Here is a 16,787-nt window from a genome sequence, read left to right as displayed (position 1 = left end):
AAGATCAGCCCTTTACGGAACCAATCATAACACCTTGCACGAAATAACGCTGTAAGAAAGGATAAATCACAATAACTGGAAGCGTTGCGACGATGATGACCGCATATTTGACCAGTGCCGCAATTTCGGCTTTGCTGTTCATCGCCGCGGCCGTCGAGGCATCGATCGCCCCTCCGCCCTGGGCCGCCATCTCCTGCAAGACGAGAATTTGGCGCAAGACGAGCTGCAGCGGATACTTGGCGGAATCATTCAAATAAATGAGCGCCGAGAAGTAGCTGTTCCAGTTGCCGACGCCGTAAAACAAGGCCATGACCGCGATAATCGGCATCGACAGCGGCAGAATGATTTTGACGAACAGCCGCATATTGGTACAACCGTCGATTTGGGCCGCTTCCTGCAGCTCCTTCGGAATCGAGCTTTGGAAAAACGTGCGGGAGACGATAATGTTCCAGATCGATGCGGCGGACGGAATCACGATCGCCCACATCGAGTTGATCATGCCAAGCTCCTTGACGAGCAGGTAAGTCGGCACCAGACCGCCGCCAAAGAACATGGTCACCATAAACATGCCCATAAAGAAGTTGCGTCCGACGAAGTCCTTGCGGCTCAGCGCATACGCTGCAGGCAGCGTTACGATTAGGTTGATCGCGGTACCCACGACCGTGTACAAAATCGTATTGCCGTAGCCGATCCAAATGCTTGAATTTTCGAACACGCGCTTGTAGCCGTCAAAGGTGATGCCTTTCGGCCACAGCCACATTTCCCCGGAGCCTACGAACTTCGGATTGCTGATCGATGCGCTGATCATGTAGATGAGCGGATAAAATACGATCAGGAAAGCCAGAAGCACGTAAATGTAGTTGCAAATTACAAAGATCTTGTCGCGTTTGGTTTCTTTTACGCCTGTTAACATCCGTGCCCCTCCTTTTCTACCACAAACTATTCTCGCTCGTCCGGCGCACAATCTGGTTCACGACGATCAGCATCACGCAGTTGATCACGGAGTTAAACAAGCCGATCGCTGTCGAGAAACTGTACTGGGCATCCACGAGCCCGGAGCGGTACACGAACGTCGAAATGACGTCCGAAGATCCCATGTTCAGCGGGTTTTGCAGCAGGAGAATCTTTTCAAAGCCTACTCCCAGCAAGCTACCCATGTTCAGAATGAGCAGGATGGTCATCGTAGGGATCAGCGTCGGGATGTTAATGTGGCGAATGCGCTGGAACCGCGAGGCCCCGTCGATGATCGCCGCTTCGTGAAGCCCCGGATCCACCCCGGAAAGCGCTGCCAAGTAAATGATGGTGCCCCAGCCTGCGCTTTGCCACACGCCAGACAATACATACATCGTTTTAAACCATCTCGGATCCGTCAAAAAGTCCGGCGCCTGGAATCCAAGACCTTCAATGATGTGCGTCACGATCCCGGTCGACGGGGACAGGAAGGAAATGATCATCCCGGCCATCACGACGACGGAAATAAAGTGAGGCGCATACGTCACGGTCTGGGCCAGCTTCTTGAAGAATCCGTTTCTAACCTCATTAAACGCCAGTGCCAGAATGATCGGAATCGGAAATCCGATGGCGAGTTCGTACAAGCTGATGCTCAGCGTGTTCCATAACAAATCCCAAAAGTAATAGGAATGGAAGAAGCGCTCGAAGTGGTCGAAGCCGACCCACGGGCTTCCGCTAATCCCTTTTGTCGGAATAAAGTTTTTGAACGCGATCTGAATGCCATACATCGGTCCGTAAGAGAAAATGAGAAAGTACAGAAACGCTGGCGCAATAAAGATGTACAATTCCCAGTTCGTAACGATTCTCTTCCAGACGCCCTTGCCGGTGCCGGCCTTTCCCGGTTTCAACATTGCATTGCCCGGAACAGCAGCTTTTGTATCCTGCATAGGATCACCCCTTTCATATGATTTCTTTCTGTTTGTTTTCTCTCGAAGTTATGCAGGGTTGCTAGCGCTTACATGTTTAACGATAGACAACCTGGCAAACGTCGTAAATATGTCATTTTAGGTGCGCCGGAAACCCGCGCCGCATCAAGGTTTTTGGACGCTGACAATCGCGGCTGACATGCTGACAATATGTCGTTTTTGCTTGCCGGAAAAGGCTTTCAGAACGACATCAAATATGACCAATCGACACCAAATGACAACCTTTTCATATGCCTTTGGCATTTCTCCCGCAGAATTTTCAGTTCGCATGATAGCGTTTGCGAAAAAATGGACATACGAAAACAGACCCAAGGGACTCTCTCCCCCGGGCCTACACATGGATATATGGCAAACTATAAACGGCACAACCGAATGGTCTTGATGCTTAAAATGTCATCTTCCCATCAAGTCTAACGCGCTTTTCCAAACAACGCTCCCGCCGCAACCAGCCCTGCAAAACATCCGGATATCGGCGACACGACGAGAATTCCCAATAGGTTCGAACTGGAAGTAAATAGAAGCTTGGCACAAACGACAACGATCATCATGATCGCCACCGTGATCCAATACCTCCGCTTTCGTTTTCCCGCGACCCTGGCCGCGCTTACGGCCGAATATGGGACGTTGGCCAATACGTAGAGCAGGATCGCCAATTCCAGCGTCAAACCGAAAATGGACAAGGAATGCTGCAGCAGCTTATAAGCAGGCAAATCGGCAACCACAACGCTGCGCAAAGCGGGATACCTCATGACAAAATAGCCGGAGGCATGCGTAAACCCATCGATCAATACGTGGCTGTAAAATCCGATCGCGACCGAGACGATAAACACGATCCAGTTCCGCATGCGGCGGACATCGAAGGACTGAATCAACGAGGATGCCCTGGAATCAAGATCGAAAAGGGAAGGCAAATGCATGGCCAGGGGCTTCAGGATGACCTGCAGCAAAAGCATAAGAATCGTGCAAAGCAGGATGGCCTGCAGCAGCCCCCAATGCGTATGCCCGATCCACTGGTAAGGCTCCATCGCCAAAAAATATTCAAAATCCGGGGCCATGCTGCCAAGCACAAGTCCTGCCAGACTCATATACCGGGGAATGATCCATTTGGCCGGAGCAATGTACAAAGGATGCGCAAAAGTAAACGGCATGGCTTTATCCTAAAAAATAGGCCATAAATTCTTCGTCATAAAGGCGTCCGTCCACCATCAAAGCTTCTTTTTCCACGCCGTAACTTTCGAACCCCAGTCCTTTATACAATGCCGCTGCAGCCGTATTGGCCGTCACGACCGCCAGCTGGATCTGCCGCAAACCTTCGATTTCCCGTCCCCTGCGCAGAATTTCCTGCATAAGGGCCTTGGCGATCCCTTTCCCGCGATGCGCCGAAGTGACGTACACTCCCCATACCATGCCTTTATGCCTCATCTTTCGTCCCTGCTCCCTCCGGAACCCGGCCATCCCGATGAGTTCGCCTTCCTCCGTAAACGCGCCCAGTATATAATTGTCCGGTTCATCGTTAATCCTTGATTCGACTTCGTTCATTGGGGTATGGACCTGTTCCTCGTAGGAGGAACCAAAAGCCTCGGGCTGCGTTTTCAGCGCCTCAAGCCGCAGCTTCCAGAATTGCTCCGCTTGTTCCCGTCGTAGGTTTTGAATGTGCATGATTCGTTAAACTCCTCTCTGGGGGATCTTCCACGCTTGGAATAATTCGGTTAATTCGCGTGCCGTATTTTCGGTAAAATCGCTCACGTTTTGCGCATGGAAATACTGATTTTGAACTCCCGGCTCTTGACGTTCATCTTCCAGCCAGGCCAGCTTCATGTCCCTGTACCGCCCGACTTCGTCTTGCGTGAGGAACGGTTCGACCGCAAACGCCCGCGCCCGCCGCAATTGTTCGAGCGCATCCTGCGCCCACGGCTCCTGTCTTAACAAATGGAATTCCAATTGGCTGACTTCCCTGTTATACGTCTCCCTGATCCCGCCCGGGTCTCCGTCGTATGCTCTCTCAAAATCCGCATAAACCGTCTCCGTCCACCGGATATCCGTATAAATGTGCGCAAAATAGCCTAACACGAAGGCCAGCCATTCCGAATTCCGGTCTTGTTCCAGATAGGAATTGCAGGCTGCCTGCAGTGTAGCGATGCTCGGAAAACGTCCCTCCTGAACGAGGTGAGTGGCGCCCTTTTCGCTTCGGGTAACATGTTCTCTGGCATGGATGGCGTCCGGCGAGATGCTGCCGAGCAAAAAAGCGGGCATGGGATGGGGCAAAGACAGTTTTTGGGCAACCGCAAAATGGACCATCGGCCACGGCATGGCGTAAACCTCCTTCGGGATTCCTTTGGTATTGTCTAAAAAATAATCATCGTTTACGATAATGGCATCATCATTGTAAAGGAGAATGCATATGTTCCGAAAAACTTTCCTATGGAGTATGAGCATCGTTCTGCTCGGAGGCGTGATGTTTTCCGCATCGGATGCCAGCGCCGCGTCCCAGGCGAAAAAATTCAGAAACTGCTCCGAACTCAACCGCGTTTACAAGGGCGGCGTCGCCCAAGCTCCGGGAGTCAAAAACAAAGGCGGAAAAACGAAATACGCGCCGTTTGTATCCAAAGCCCTGTACGATGCCAACAAAAAGCTGGATCGCGACAAAGACCGGATCGCCTGCGAAAAATAAACCCGGCGCTTGCCGCTGCAAAATCGCTTTCGCATCGGCAGGCAGCAGCCGGACATGCTTAAGGTATTGGGTCATGTTGGCATCGTCCTGCAGCGGGTATGTATAGGAGAGCTCTTGTGCCACTTCGCAGGCTAACTTTCGGAACAACCGGCACGCCGCAAAAACGGCGTCCCGCATGTTTTCATAGCTGCCGTCCGAAAAAGTTGCTTTATACATATCCCAGTAAGGCCCGGGGAGATATTCGCTTGAAATATTTCCCCGTCTTGCCTGCCAGAAACCCGGCAATCATGCCGGGTCCCAATCCACCATAATAACCTCTCATCTTATCCTCCAGCTCAATAATCCGCAGGCCCCGGCTTCCATCCGACCCGCTGGCTCCATCGGCTTGCCCTGCGCATGATCTCCCAGATGACCGGTTCTTTTTCCTCGACGTACTTTTGCCGCTCGTTCGGATACAAAAGCATGAGTCTTTGTTTTTCGGCGGCGTATATTTGGCCTTCATCCGGGTGTTCTCTCAAATAGTCCCTGAACAATAACGCAAACTGTTCGCCGAAGCTCCCCTTCTCCCGGATATGGATATGCGCCCTTTTTTCGCCGGGCGACTCCCTGAAATACCGTTTGGTCAACTCCTCGTTGTCCGCCCGATGGATGAAGCCGATGGCTTCCATTTGCGGTTTGTACAGCTCAACCGGTTCTAGGGAGGCCACCGAAACCTGAATGTCGATGATCGGCTTCGCTGCAAGCCCCGCCACGGAGGTCGAACCGATATGGTCGACCCGCAGGGCCGTATCTCCCAACGCATGTTTGATGCGTGCTCCAAGCTCCGCGAACTCTCTTTTCCAGTCCGGGTCGTATGGAGCAAGGTAAAAGGTATGGTCCGTCATCATATTCTCCTTGGTTTTTGGTGTTGTCCTTAGAAACTTCCCTTCCCGCGGAATCTTTCGAATTTTTCCAAATATTCGCATCCGCATAGGCCTTAAATCGTATACAATAGTAGATAAGTACCTTTTTCCATATGAATGAAACGAATGGTGTTAAAGGAGTGCAACGAATGGCAATCATTGATGTCGTCAAATTTGAAGGTCCGCCAGATGTTTATGCATGGCGCCATCCCAACCAGGAATTAAGCACATGGTCCCAACTGATCGTTCATGAAACGCAGGAAGCGATTTTGTTCAAAGAAGGTCAAGCGCTGGATTCCTTTTCTGCGGGACGTTATACGCTAAGTACCGCTAATATACCAATTTTGTCCAACTTCGTAAACCTGCCGTTTGGAGGGGAGTCCCCTTTTACGGCCGAGGTCTGGTTCGTTAACAAGCTCAGTTCGTTGGACGTCAAATGGGGCACCAGCTCTCCTCTCGAGCTGCAGGATCCAAAGTTCAATATTATCGTATCTGTAAGGGCTTACGGCCAATTCGGCATTCAAATCGTCGATGCCCGCAAGTTTCTGCTAAAACTTGTAGGAACGCTTCCAACCTTTGATCAGGATACGCTCATTAGATATTATCGCGGCGTGCTCATGTCAAACATTAACGAAATCATATCCTCCTATATCGTCCATAAAAAGATCAGCGTGGTCGAAATCAACGCGTATGCCGCTGAAATTTCCAAACATATCGAGGAGGCCATCGGGCCGGCATTCGAGGAAATGGGGATTTCTTTGCTGAACTTCTATGTCGATTCGATCAACACGCCGACGGACGATCCCGCCGCCCAGCGGATCAAAGCGGCCTTGGCCAAAAAAGCCGAAATGGACATCATCGGGTATACATACCAGGAAGAACGTTCTTTCGACACGATGGAAGATGTCGCCAAAAACCCCGGCAGCAGCGCCGCCGTCATCGGTTCGGGACTTGGGTTAGGATTCGGCATGGCCGCACCGATGTACGAAGCCGCCCATCAAATGGCCGGAAATCTGACCATGCAAGCTGCTGCCGTCGCAAGCACCAAACAGAGAAGCTGCTTAAACTGCGGAAGCCTCAATACGGAAACGGCCCGGTTTTGTTCCGATTGCGGCCAGGCTTTGACGGCCCCTGCGGCGAACCGGCAGCAGAAGCGAACTTGCAGCGATTGCGGGAATCCGCTTCTCCCCAACGCCAAGTTTTGCGAGAATTGCGGAGATCCCTACAATCCTTGCCCTTCTTGCGGGTATGATTTCGCCATAGGCATGTCCTCCTGCCCGAAATGCGGAACATCGCTTCCGAAGGTCTGCAGGGAGTGCGGCGAATGGGTGGATGCCAAAGCGAAGTTCTGCCCGAGCTGCGGCGCGAGTTGCGCCCTGAAATGCGGCAGCTGCAATCACGAAATATTGCTCGGCCAGAAATTCTGCATGGAGTGCGGCGCTAAATTAACATAAAGCGGGGGATCACATTGAGGACCGGAATCGTTCGCAGAGGCTGGATCAGATCCCTGATCTTCCTGCTGCCTTTGATTACCCTATTGTTGTTTGGACTAAGCGGCGGATGGATTCGGGCGCATGCCTGGATTTCGGGCGTCGCCGTCGCCTGTGCCGAGGCCGCCCTGCTTATCGGTTGGCTGCGGTCCGGCGGCAGAGGCCAAGAGCATGAAGCGACGCCTGCTCCTTTTCGCATCGCTTTAGGATTTCTTGACGGAGCCTATTTGATCGCCGTGTTGGCATGCGTCCTGCTGCTCGGTTATGTGTTCGATATCTCAGCCGCCGCGTATTTTACGGTCCATCTTATTCTTTTGGCCGGGTATGCAGTCGTTGCTGCCCTTCTGAGATTTAGTGGCAAATTTGCCGGGGCCCAGGATCAAAAGCAGCGCGATCAACGGAATATCAGAAACGATTTGCTCAAACGATTGACATCCATGCGCGCCCGCGTACGGGGCATGCCGGACACGCCGGGCCAAAGCGATTTAATGGAGGAACTTGCCCGATTCGAAGAAACCATCGCTTATGGCGATCCGGGGGTCATTGCCGCCCGGGCCGGTCTGACCGGCGTGGTCGAACAGCATCTTTCGCTTCTGGAGGACCAGATTCAACTGATTCAGGCAGTCGACGGCTCCAAAAAAGAAGCGTTAACGGCCGAAACGGTCTTCCTCGTCCGGAAAATACGCGAACTTATTCTTGAGCGGAACAATCTTGCTTCTCCATTCAAGTCCAATTCGGTATAGAAGATATTCGGGAGGTATGCTGCAGCAATGGACTTTAAATATAAATCCCAACTAACGGCTTTTGACCGGGTCATTCTTTGCACTACGGTGCTGATCTTTCCTGCCGGCTACGTGATATTTCCCCTCGGCTTGGTCATCGCTCTTATTCGTGTGTTTTCTACTCACTTTCACCGCAGTTGCAAAGGAAGAAATCACAGGTTGTTAGGTTGGGCGTTTACTCTCACCTATCTTGTTACGATGTTTATCTTTCTCATCACATATGATGAATTCGGGCCTGCGGAAGCCGCGGAATCGATTGCCAATGCAGTCGTCTATGGGGCGTTCCTCCTGCTGCCTGCTTTCATATTTTTCTCATTGATCGGTCCCTCGGATCGAAATTTCAATCGGCTGCTTTCGCAATACCACTGGTTGGTCATGGAAAGGGGGATCACCAGCGTTCGGCAAATAGCGTTGGAAACCAGACAATCCCCGATCCCTGCGGAAAGGGACCTCAATTTTATGATCAATCATCGGATGCTGCCGCTGGGCGTCATCGAAAATGGCATGCTTAAATTTATGCCTGGAAGTTATCCGTTTGAGCAGCAAGCCGAGGCTAGCGAAGAAGCTCATCCGCAACCCGGCATAGGTAACCATGAAAATCCTGATATGCAAGGCCCGCGAGCGTTGGAATGCCCGGGCTGCGGCGCCAGGGTCGTTGTCGCTCCACACGAGCAGAAGGAATGCGAATATTGCGGCAACGTCATCATCTGCGCGTAACGGTTGGACCCTGAGCCCCTATGGATACAAATCGGCCTGCCCTGCTAACGTTTGGCGTCGAGCAAGGCAGGCTAAATATTTTCTCTGGGAATCTTACTTTAAATTTTCATCCATAAATTCCTGCAACATCTCGCTGTTCTTTTCACCTCTGGCTTTATATCTCTGCTTTTTCCGCTCTTCCTAACATTTCTTCGACCGAAACGGAATACAGCGGTTTGCTAAGCTCCAAAATCGCTTTGGCATAATCCTGAGTTTCTTTTTGAGCGTCATGCTCCACTCTTATCCAAAACCTCAATCATCGGCATTGTCCTTTTCCCCTTTGGCACGGCTTTCGTTCTCAATATGTTTTGTTCCGTTAAAACCGTATTGCTGAATATTCCCTTCAGGATCCTCACTGTAGTAGTAATGTCGCGACGCTTCATCCTTAAATTGAACATCAACGGAGTAGTCGTTCATTCCGTCGAATTTTACGCCTTTTATCGTTGTCATCGTGTACTGGTCCGGAGTATATCCTTTTTGCTTCAAGTATTCGACCGTTCGCCGTTCCAACGATTCTTTTACCGCCGCATTCACTTTGATATAGTCCGTGTACAACCTCCCAGCGCCAAATCCAATGAATGCAGCTATTGCAATCGTCGCAACCATCCCTACTTTTTTCACCTGATCACCTCGGTTTCTTGACCAAACCCTTCACCTTAGTATTTGAACGTTGGCCGATGGATTATCGTCTCCTTGAACTTCCGGTAGGCCCGGATTCCGCATCCGACTACCAAATACAGCAATGTCGCGACGATCCCGCTGATCGGGGAAATAACGATTTTCTTCCCGGCGGCAATATGGATAAATCCTGAAATGATCAGCCGATTCACGAGCGAATCCGCTGGTCATATGTAAAATGACGCAAGGCCAAATCGATTGGGTTACCCGGTAAAGCTCGATAAACATAACGGACCAGCAAACCATCGTTACAAACGTAACGATCGCAAACATCACCCGGCCCACAGGCAGGACAGGCTCCATGTCCGCATCCGGCAAAAACACCAGGTAATACGGAATACGCCATGCTCCCCACACGCAACCGACAATCAGATACACCTGCCAGTCGCTAAGTTGAAGTTTTACAAGCTGTGACGTGAGAAACCCGCGCACGTCGTAACTGGATCGATGCGTGCGGAACAAAGCCATCTTTGGGAGCAGAACGAATCCGTTGGAAAGAATAAGGGGGCAGAACCCTTGTTAAGCTCACGGGCTTGCATGACGATTCGGATCAAAAAGGAGGTTTATGGAGCCGATTCCCGATACAGAGAGGTTTGGGCGCCCGCCCCCTAATAAATCATGATTCCCTCGATCTCTCGAATTTTTAAAATTTCGCTTCGATCTGTCGTATCGATCATACTCATGCGTTCATGAGCCGTATTGATCAACCACGCTTTTCCGTTTTTCAAGAAACACAAGTCTTCCGGCATTTCAGGCTGCATCCATTGATACAATCGATTTGAAATATGCAGCAGCAATGCTTTTAACTCTTCGGTACAACCAAAATAATAAACTTCGGCATAATGACCCAACAACCTCGTTCCCGGCCATTCATCCTGCCGTTTCATTTCTTTGACGTAAGGCTGAAGCCGGTCGAGCAGCGCTTCCGCGTTCGGGTGCAGCCCAATCTGATCCCTTTTGACTAAAATAAATTCATCGCAAACGTCAAACGCGAGCGAGATTAACGAAGCATAGGTTACGCCGATCGGCTCCTCCAATATTTGAATCATACGTTCTCCTTTATGAACTCTTTAATCCTTGGCGTCATTTTGGCTTTGTTTCACCCAGTTCGGGATATGCTCGGCAAAATAAGTCGATATTTTCTGGGCTTCCGTCAGAACCCATCGAATGCCTTCCTCGTCCAAAAACCAGTTTTGCCGGCTGATCCGGCGATCATCCTGAAGAACTTGAAAGGCAACGCTCGGCGGAAAAACCGTCTGATAGGTCATAAGCGCTCTTCTCGAAAAATAAGACTTGCACACAAGAATGGCACGTTTCACTTCTATATGCTGCTCCTGCAGAACTTTCCAGGAATTTCTGGCGTTATCGAATGTATGTCTGGCCTGATCTTCTTTCAAAATTCGGGACTCGGGAACGCCCAGCGACATGCCGATTTCCTTAAAATGTTCCCACTCGGTTGTCCCAAGCTTTCGGTTGTATCCGCCCGAAGGCAAAATATAAGGCGCCATCCCGGCACGGAACAATCTCGCAGCCATGCTCATCGGTTCCGTGTGGCTTCCCCCGGGAACAAGGATGACATCCGCCGGAAGGATTTGTTTTTCTTCTTCGACAAAAACCAGATCCGTCAGACAATCAAAAGGATATTTCATATCCATCACCTCCTGCCGTTTCCTTCGGATATTCTATCAATCTAGCTGTGACTGCCTTCCAATATAGCATATGTAAGGGGCGTCCAAAGGGTCCATCACAGGAATCTATCCATTTATGCTTACGGCGAAGCAAGCTTTGGAAGTTTTACCCGTTTGATCGTGATCGGCTGGTCGATGATGATGTCGTCAATATTCCTTTGTTCCAGCTCTTTTAAAAGTTCGTCGAAAATTCTTTTGATGAGGAAGCTGTCGTCAAGTGCTGTGTGGCGCTTCAGGTCGGAGGCATCGATGCTGAAAAATGAAAGCAGAAAATCGGTTGATATGATTTCATCTATTTCGGGAAACAGATATGAAAATAACGCTTTCGTGTCCAAAATCGGATTGGAAAGCATGTTCAGCCCATTTCTTCGGCATTCATGGTAGAGCAGGGGCCAGTCTTCGATAAGGGATCAATCAGCACCGCACCGATTTGAGTGATGCAGTCCTCTTTCTCGTCGGGTCCCGTCGCTTCAACGTCGAAGACGCAAAAGTTCCGGCCGGCTATATGTTCCACGCGAATTCCGGATACGGCATATGCCGCATCGGAAATCAAATCGATTTTCATGCAAACCCTTCTTTAGGTTGTCATATAATGGCACAAGAAAAAATATGAACCCGAGCCTGCCTAATCCGCACGAAAAACCCGATCCATTTTTGCTTTATCGTATTTCAAGATCCAGCCATAATACTTATCGTAAACCTCCCTCAATACATCCGGGGTCATGGAAATAACGTCACATCCTCGATCATCATAGATATGAAAGATGCTTCCTTGAGTTATATTAACGAAAAACACTCTATGCTTCATCTTTGGCTTCAGGGTCATGTCCTGGTTACAGATCGCTTGGATGAGCGGCGCGTATTTGATCTCTCTTGCTTTGCATGGAAGCCAATATCGATGGATATAAAATGGAGGACCGATACTTGTATCCGATTCATTCGATTCATCCGATTCGTCCGGGATCACTTCGATTCGAATGTGCCGCAATATCTTTTTGTTTTTAATAAACCGTTGATAGAGATTCAATTTATGGACCCTGCCTTTTGCAACGTTCGCAAAATATGCATCGGTTACGAGAATCACATCGTCATTGGGGTGATGGAGTTCCTTGAACAGCTCGATCGCCCGAAAATACACCCGTTCCAAATAATGCTCTCCATCGATGTCAAATAACCCCGGGTCTCCCAATTCGAATCGTAGGGCCGATTCCCAACTATAAAACAATGGCGGTTCAAGCGATAACCCTGGAAAGTTTATGTTCAAATAATCTGTCATGTTCATCTATGATGGTCCACCTCCGATTCTTCTAAGCCCTGAATTTATTCCACATCCGCTCAAAAAAACTTTCCCCTTGAATCACCCAATACCGCTCGCCCTCAGGCACAAGCGCATAAAAATCCCGATATTCCCCCGTCCATCCGTCGGGTACGTAATGTTCAAAGGACATGGGCTCCGGAAAAAGGGAATACAGCACTTTGTCATCGAAATTCACGTAAATCGCAGGCATAAACTCGAGCACGTCGTCATAACTCCCAAACGCATCTTCCAGCTCGATTAGCGTGCGGGTCAGGTCGCTTGTAGCTACTTTATAGTCGTGTATTCTTTCAAAAAAACACTCTGCCGTCGTTTCATCCAACACTTCAATGCCAAACCGTTCCTCCATTTCGACATTCAGGAACCAATACTCCCTTTCGGTAACGTACCAGCTCCATTGATTTTGAAAAACGACGCCGACGATCAATATTTTCGCATACTCAGGCAAAAGCTTCATGTTTTCTCCGTCGCTCCCCTTCCGGTCGATTGTCCATCCTGTTCCGTGTGAAATGAGTCGACTACTCCAAATCGTAGGGAGCTTCGTAGATGACCTTATCGCCTGGGCCTCCGTGCAAATAGAGCAATGCTTCCTCATGCTCCTGCCCAAGTTGCTCCATATAAATCCTAGTTCCGCGAATATGCATGAGTTGGGTCAAAAGTTTATCCTCCGTTAAGGCTGAATCGGCCGCATTATTTTAGACGAAGCTCCACAAAAAATGTATCGATTTCCCTCAAAACTTGTTCAAGCATCTTTAATGTTTTCATAGGATCCAACGTCTCTAACCCGTGATCGGCCCCGTCAACGACAAGCATTCTGGCGCTTGGGATTTGATTTCGTTCTTTTTCGGTAAATACCGGATCCTCGCTTCCCGTCACGACCAAACTATTGTTTTCGCGAATATAAGGAATGGTGCGGCTGATCGGGGTCAGGAACACATGTTTTACATCCATCCCCAGTTTCTGGGCCAGCAGGCCGGCGACAACCGTCCCCAAGCTTTTGCTCAAAAAGATAATCTGTCGGTATGGCGAGAGATCGATCGTTTGAAAAGCTTCTGCCAAATCCGAAACGATGCTCCCGATCAGCTCATCGCTGAATTCAGGCTTCAGGCGCGCGCTTTGGTAGCCGTATTCAAGCGATAAAACATCGAATCCGTATTGAAAAGCCAGTTTTCTCGGGTAATGGAAAAGCGGCAGTTCGGTGCCGTATTGGGCACCCGGAAATTCGACGACGAGCGTGGTGGATGACTCATTTTCGAATTTTTTAAACCTCGCCTGGGCATGCCATGAAGTAGGAAACGTTAACTCCTGGATTTTCATGCCGTTCATCCTTTCGATTGGTATTTGCAGACTCGAGCCTCTTAAGCCGACGTCTGTGATTTTGTGCTAAAGCGCTGTATGAATTTCTTTATATCTTCCCTATACGTTTCTTTGAAAGCATCACCCGTAAATTCGCCGATGACCTTTCGCCAAAAGGAAATGGCAGGCGTATTCTTTTCCATTTGAGCCACGGCCCAGTCGGCCTTAAACAATGCCAATGCTTTTTTGGCGGCGGCAGACCCAACCCCGGTCCTTCTGTATTTCGGCAACACCATAAAATCATAAATGACGTGCGTCGGATCCGGATCCGTATCCAGATTTTCGAATAAAACGACCGCAAACCCGGCGATTTTTCCCGACAGCATAATAAAAAACGGATTCCACCTATGATCGCCTTCCCAAAAATAATCGATATTGGCATCAAATCTGCCATCTTCATTCATGTCTTCTTCGGTAAATGGGCTGAACTCATAATGATAAAATTGATACAAATTCGATAAAAGATCTTTCTGCGCATAAGGTACCGGGCGAAGTTCAACTTTCATGCGTTTCCTCCTTAGGGGATATGATTGTATTTAAAAAGGAAGCTCCTTGCTCCGATATTCAATCCCCAGCTCCTCGTACCAAGCATTCAATCCCATAAATTCCCTTATGACGGATCGAATGGCTTCCTGGGAAACTCGCATAGGCATTTGGGATAACTCTTCGAAAAAGCGACCCGGATCGTATACCGGCAAAATGTTCATAAACACCCCCGCTTTAATCGCCCAAGAATCGTCCACTTCTGCAGCCTGCCTAGCGATTTCACTTATATTGTCGGACATCCCGCAGCACTTTGTGGCCGTCCCCTTCTGATCGCCTCACCATTTGCCGTGCCGTCTCAAAATTCATGATCACTCTGCCCGTCGTTTCAAAGCCGTCCGGTACGGCGGTGTAGCCCTTACCTTTGCGGCCACAAAAACCGTATACGTATCGGTATTTTCCCATAGACGCATGCCTGATCCTTCCTACCGCTCCTTTGTCGACCCGACCCACAGATCCCCCGTGCTGATAAAATACGATCGTTCCATCTTGCCGCCGATCATGTATTCGTTGGTTTCAACCGCTTTTTTTCGCGCCTCCTCGATCTCCTCCTCCGTTTCCAAATCGCTTTCCCAGACATGATATCCATTAACGCATCTTTCCCATGTAAAAAGGTCAAAAGAAGGATGCTTGATCTGGTAAGGAAACGGCTTCGGCTCCGGATTCGGCCTAAAAAGCTGCTCATAATAAGCGCTGCTCCAGAACCTGCTTTCTGAATTTATAAGGGGGATTTTTTTTGCCGACCTCGTTTTCGCTGATTTGATGCAGGTTATAAAAGGGGCTGATCCATAATTTCACGTATTCTTTTTGGTGTTTGAACAAACCGTCGACATCCAGATTTTCATGATAAGCTCCCCAATCGGGGAGTTTTCTTGCCCTTCTGCGCATGCCTCTCGTTTTTTTGCGGATGGATGTAAATTTGTGTTCCATGGATGTCTCCTTGTAAAACAACGGTTCTTGATTTCATGATTTTTGCGATCCGACTAACATTCCAATAACACGGGCCTGATCCGATGGAATAATTGATGCGAATCGACTTTTTCGTAATTCCACAGCATAATGACCCGCAAGCCATGGGCGGGATCATGCCAAATTTCCGAGCGGAATCCCGGCGTGCCGCCCCCGATCAAACGTACATCTGGTCTCAGAAACCATCCGTACCCATAACCCAAATCCGGATCGAACGAGGTCGCATAATACGGCGTAAACATCCGCTCCATCGTCTCCTGTTTGAGCAGCTCCCCGCTGAACAACGCCTCGCACCATCGGTCCAAATCGCGAACGGTCGAAAAAAGCTCTCCCGGCGCATCGACATCGCTTAGCTTATCATTGTCCGCATTCCTGAGGGTCCCGTTTTCCAAAGTATGTCCGTATGCACGCCCGGGATTGATGTGTCGCGGATGGTCCAGACCGGTCGATCGCATCTGCAGCGGCGAAAAGAACCATGCGTCCAAAACTTCCTCATATCTCATTCCCGTCAACGCCTCTAAAATATATCCGAGCATAATAAATCCCGTGCTGCTGTACGCCCATCGCTCACCCGGCCTGAACTGTTGCTCCAGTTGGAGCAAATAATCGATAAAATCCCGGTTCTCCGCCTTCCATCGGCTCATTTCCAAACGCAAGTCGGGCACCGCGTAAATGTCCTTCAGCCCGGAGGAATGACTCAGCAAGTGATGGATCGTGATGTCCGGATGAAGGCCCTTAAACTTCTCAACGTAGGTTCCCGGATGCTGATCCAAATCGATCCGCCCTTGCTCGTACAGTTTAAGCGTTGCGGCAGCAATAAACATTTTCGTGACGGAAGCAATGTGGAATTTGGTGTCGATCCCGTTCGGGACGTTTAGCTGCATGCTGGCTTGACCATAGGATTGGCTGAATATTTCCTTGCCTTCTTTGGAAATGAACACGTTGCCGGATAACAGATGTTCCCGCCCGTAATGTTCGATGATTTCCTCGATGCGTTCGAACAAAGCAATCACCTCTTTCGAATAGTAAGGAGCGGTTCCCTTTTTGCGTGCCGCCCTTCTTTGGAATCCTAAACTTGCAGCTCCGCCATGGTTCCTATTTCCTCGATGAGTTTCGTTTGGTTTGCTTCGATGCCTATCTTTCAACATGGCTCGCAGTATTTTTTCATCAAAATACCGACAATCGGCTGTTCCTTGTAGTCGACCATTTCTTTGAGGCCATAAGGGATAAAGCCGTTTTTATGGTAGAATTTGAGCGCCGCCGTATTCGGGTTGTGGCAAATCAGGTGCAGTTCAGGCAAATGCAGCTCGTCCCTGACGGTCGTAAGCATCGTATCCAGCAAAAACTTCCCGGCTCCCCGTCCCCGGTAATCTGGGTTGATGATCACGTTACCAAGCCAGCAGCGGCTGTCCGCCTCCACATCATACAAATTGCAATAGCCTGCAATTTCTTCCCCGCTCAAAATTACGGTCGGATGCAACCTTTCCTTCGCGACCTCTTCCAAATGCACCGGATCAAGCGGAAACGTTCCCCGCGGAAACATATAAAACTGTTCGTCTTGGCTTTGAGGAAAAGAGGCAATGATTTTAAAATCTTCTCTCTGGGCTCTGCGTGAAGTAAACATGGCGCGCGATTCTCCTTTCCATGGAGGCATTTCCTCCCTTGTCAGATGAATTCCATGGATATCCTGATTTTACCTT

Annotated in this window: 25 protein-coding genes and 2 pseudogenes; 4 read left to right on the top strand and 23 right to left on the bottom strand. The window is 49.5% G+C overall.

Features of this window, described 5'->3' with window-relative positions; genetic code table 11:
- Window positions 1–4 precede the first annotated feature (4 nt).
- The 5 genes from AC27KL_RS08810 to AC27KL_RS08790 all read right to left on the bottom strand — a co-directional run bounded on the left by AC27KL_RS08810 (window position 5) and on the right by AC27KL_RS08790 (window position 4,247).
- A complete protein-coding gene (locus AC27KL_RS08810; protein ID WP_487169460.1) occupies window positions 5–913 on the bottom strand; it encodes a carbohydrate ABC transporter permease in 909 nt (302 codons plus the stop codon).
- 16 nt (window positions 914–929) lie between these two features.
- The gene (locus AC27KL_RS08805; protein WP_052147303.1) at window positions 930–1,862 is read right to left on the bottom strand and encodes an ABC transporter permease; all 933 of its coding nucleotides are present in this window, start codon (window positions 1,860–1,862) and stop codon (window positions 930–932) included.
- Between the two features lie 485 nt (window positions 1,863–2,347).
- Window positions 2,348–3,085, bottom strand: a complete 738-nt coding sequence (locus AC27KL_RS08800; RefSeq protein ID WP_487169459.1) for a DUF4184 family protein — start codon at window positions 3,083–3,085, stop codon at window positions 2,348–2,350.
- Between the two features lie 4 nt (window positions 3,086–3,089).
- Complete coding sequence (locus AC27KL_RS08795; protein ID WP_487169458.1) at window positions 3,090–3,596, bottom strand: GNAT family N-acetyltransferase; 507 nt, start codon at window positions 3,594–3,596, stop codon at window positions 3,090–3,092.
- A gap of 6 nt (window positions 3,597–3,602) precedes the next feature.
- Window positions 3,603–4,247, bottom strand: coding sequence for a zinc dependent phospholipase C family protein (locus AC27KL_RS08790; RefSeq protein WP_487169457.1), 645 nt, complete (start codon window positions 4,245–4,247; stop codon window positions 3,603–3,605).
- 145 nt (window positions 4,248–4,392) lie between these two features.
- Here AC27KL_RS08790 and AC27KL_RS08785 point away from each other — a divergent pair, with 145 nt between their 5' ends.
- Window positions 4,393–4,608 (top strand): excalibur calcium-binding domain-containing protein, encoded by a 216-nt coding sequence (locus tag AC27KL_RS08785; RefSeq protein ID WP_246536814.1) that lies wholly within the window; start codon window positions 4,393–4,395, stop codon window positions 4,606–4,608.
- 63 nt (window positions 4,609–4,671) lie between these two features.
- On the opposite strand, the pseudogene AC27KL_RS08780 reads toward AC27KL_RS08785, so the two are convergent.
- Together AC27KL_RS08780 and AC27KL_RS08775 are read right to left on the bottom strand one after the other, a co-directional pair.
- Window positions 4,672–4,893: pseudogene (locus AC27KL_RS08780) on the bottom strand (aminoglycoside 6-adenylyltransferase); the annotation flags it as partial.
- Between the two features lie 50 nt (window positions 4,894–4,943).
- Window positions 4,944–5,492 carry a GrpB family protein gene (locus AC27KL_RS08775; protein WP_487169456.1) on the bottom strand — a complete coding sequence of 183 codons (549 nt, stop codon included), beginning with the start codon at window positions 5,490–5,492 and terminating at the stop codon, window positions 4,944–4,946.
- A 167-nt stretch (window positions 5,493–5,659) separates the two neighbouring features.
- Here AC27KL_RS08775 and AC27KL_RS08770 point away from each other — a divergent pair, with 167 nt between their 5' ends.
- From AC27KL_RS08770 to AC27KL_RS08760, 3 genes are read left to right on the top strand one after another with little or no spacing between them, the layout of a single operon-like run.
- Window positions 5,660–6,964 (top strand): SPFH domain-containing protein, encoded by a 1,305-nt coding sequence (locus tag AC27KL_RS08770; RefSeq protein ID WP_487169455.1) that lies wholly within the window; start codon window positions 5,660–5,662, stop codon window positions 6,962–6,964.
- Between the two features lie 14 nt (window positions 6,965–6,978).
- Window positions 6,979–7,743: a hypothetical protein gene (locus AC27KL_RS08765; RefSeq protein WP_487169454.1), complete on the top strand. Its 765-nt coding sequence runs from the start codon at window positions 6,979–6,981 to the stop codon at window positions 7,741–7,743.
- 27 nt (window positions 7,744–7,770) lie between these two features.
- Complete coding sequence (locus tag AC27KL_RS08760) at window positions 7,771–8,499, top strand: hypothetical protein (RefSeq protein ID WP_036714136.1); 729 nt, start codon at window positions 7,771–7,773, stop codon at window positions 8,497–8,499.
- Window positions 8,500–8,790: 291 nt separating this feature from the next.
- Here the strand turns inward: AC27KL_RS08760 and AC27KL_RS08755 are convergent, their stop codons facing one another.
- The 16 genes and pseudogenes from AC27KL_RS08755 to AC27KL_RS08680 all read right to left on the bottom strand — a co-directional run bounded on the left by AC27KL_RS08755 (window position 8,791) and on the right by AC27KL_RS08680 (window position 16,711).
- Window positions 8,791–9,159 carry a hypothetical protein gene (locus AC27KL_RS08755; RefSeq protein ID WP_487169453.1) on the bottom strand — a complete coding sequence of 123 codons (369 nt, stop codon included), beginning with the start codon at window positions 9,157–9,159 and terminating at the stop codon, window positions 8,791–8,793.
- 35 nt (window positions 9,160–9,194) lie between these two features.
- On the bottom strand, window positions 9,195–9,368 hold the full coding sequence (locus tag AC27KL_RS08750; RefSeq protein WP_340997352.1) for a hypothetical protein: 174 nt from the start codon (window positions 9,366–9,368) through the stop codon (window positions 9,195–9,197).
- A gap of 25 nt (window positions 9,369–9,393) precedes the next feature.
- Window positions 9,394–9,684 (bottom strand): annotated as a pseudogene (locus tag AC27KL_RS08745) (CPBP family glutamic-type intramembrane protease); the annotation flags it as partial.
- A 140-nt stretch (window positions 9,685–9,824) separates the two neighbouring features.
- Window positions 9,825–10,265 (bottom strand): hypothetical protein, encoded by a 441-nt coding sequence (locus AC27KL_RS08740; RefSeq protein WP_487169452.1) that lies wholly within the window; start codon window positions 10,263–10,265, stop codon window positions 9,825–9,827.
- 21 nt (window positions 10,266–10,286) lie between these two features.
- Entirely contained in the window at window positions 10,287–10,865 is a 579-nt protein-coding gene (locus AC27KL_RS08735) for a YdcF family protein (protein ID WP_487169451.1), read from the bottom strand.
- A 119-nt stretch (window positions 10,866–10,984) separates the two neighbouring features.
- Window positions 10,985–11,257, bottom strand: a complete 273-nt coding sequence (locus AC27KL_RS08730; RefSeq protein ID WP_036714129.1) for a PolC-type DNA polymerase III domain-containing protein — start codon at window positions 11,255–11,257, stop codon at window positions 10,985–10,987.
- A 2-nt stretch (window positions 11,258–11,259) separates the two neighbouring features.
- Window positions 11,260–11,469 carry a hypothetical protein gene (locus AC27KL_RS08725; RefSeq protein WP_487169450.1) on the bottom strand — a complete coding sequence of 70 codons (210 nt, stop codon included), beginning with the start codon at window positions 11,467–11,469 and terminating at the stop codon, window positions 11,260–11,262.
- Between the two features lie 60 nt (window positions 11,470–11,529).
- Window positions 11,530–12,186 (bottom strand): DUF3885 domain-containing protein, encoded by a 657-nt coding sequence (locus tag AC27KL_RS08720; protein ID WP_487169449.1) that lies wholly within the window; start codon window positions 12,184–12,186, stop codon window positions 11,530–11,532.
- 25 nt (window positions 12,187–12,211) lie between these two features.
- Window positions 12,212–12,676, bottom strand: coding sequence for a hypothetical protein (locus AC27KL_RS08715; RefSeq protein ID WP_487169448.1), 465 nt, complete (start codon window positions 12,674–12,676; stop codon window positions 12,212–12,214).
- Between the two features lie 61 nt (window positions 12,677–12,737).
- Complete coding sequence (locus tag AC27KL_RS08710) at window positions 12,738–12,875, bottom strand: hypothetical protein (RefSeq protein WP_340997345.1); 138 nt, start codon at window positions 12,873–12,875, stop codon at window positions 12,738–12,740.
- Between the two features lie 34 nt (window positions 12,876–12,909).
- Entirely contained in the window at window positions 12,910–13,536 is a 627-nt protein-coding gene (locus tag AC27KL_RS08705; protein ID WP_487169447.1) for an alpha/beta hydrolase, read from the bottom strand.
- A gap of 41 nt (window positions 13,537–13,577) precedes the next feature.
- Window positions 13,578–14,081 (bottom strand): GNAT family N-acetyltransferase, encoded by a 504-nt coding sequence (locus AC27KL_RS08700; RefSeq protein ID WP_212949251.1) that lies wholly within the window; start codon window positions 14,079–14,081, stop codon window positions 13,578–13,580.
- 462 nt (window positions 14,082–14,543) lie between these two features.
- The gene (locus AC27KL_RS08695) at window positions 14,544–14,681 is read right to left on the bottom strand and encodes a hypothetical protein (protein WP_212949253.1); all 138 of its coding nucleotides are present in this window, start codon (window positions 14,679–14,681) and stop codon (window positions 14,544–14,546) included.
- Between the two features lie 118 nt (window positions 14,682–14,799).
- On the bottom strand, window positions 14,800–15,048 hold the full coding sequence (locus AC27KL_RS08690) for a hypothetical protein (RefSeq protein WP_212949255.1): 249 nt from the start codon (window positions 15,046–15,048) through the stop codon (window positions 14,800–14,802).
- 53 nt (window positions 15,049–15,101) lie between these two features.
- Window positions 15,102–16,091, bottom strand: coding sequence for a serine hydrolase domain-containing protein (locus tag AC27KL_RS08685; RefSeq protein ID WP_487169446.1), 990 nt, complete (start codon window positions 16,089–16,091; stop codon window positions 15,102–15,104).
- Between the two features lie 137 nt (window positions 16,092–16,228).
- Complete coding sequence (locus AC27KL_RS08680) at window positions 16,229–16,711, bottom strand: GNAT family N-acetyltransferase (RefSeq protein ID WP_487169445.1); 483 nt, start codon at window positions 16,709–16,711, stop codon at window positions 16,229–16,231.
- Between the last annotated feature and the right edge of the window lie 76 nt (window positions 16,712–16,787).

The sequence above is a fragment of the Paenibacillus sp. YAE3 genome (genome assembly GCF_057546105.1).
The sequence above is the reverse complement of the archived record's forward strand: the minus strand, read 5'-3'. Positions and strand labels throughout refer to the sequence as shown.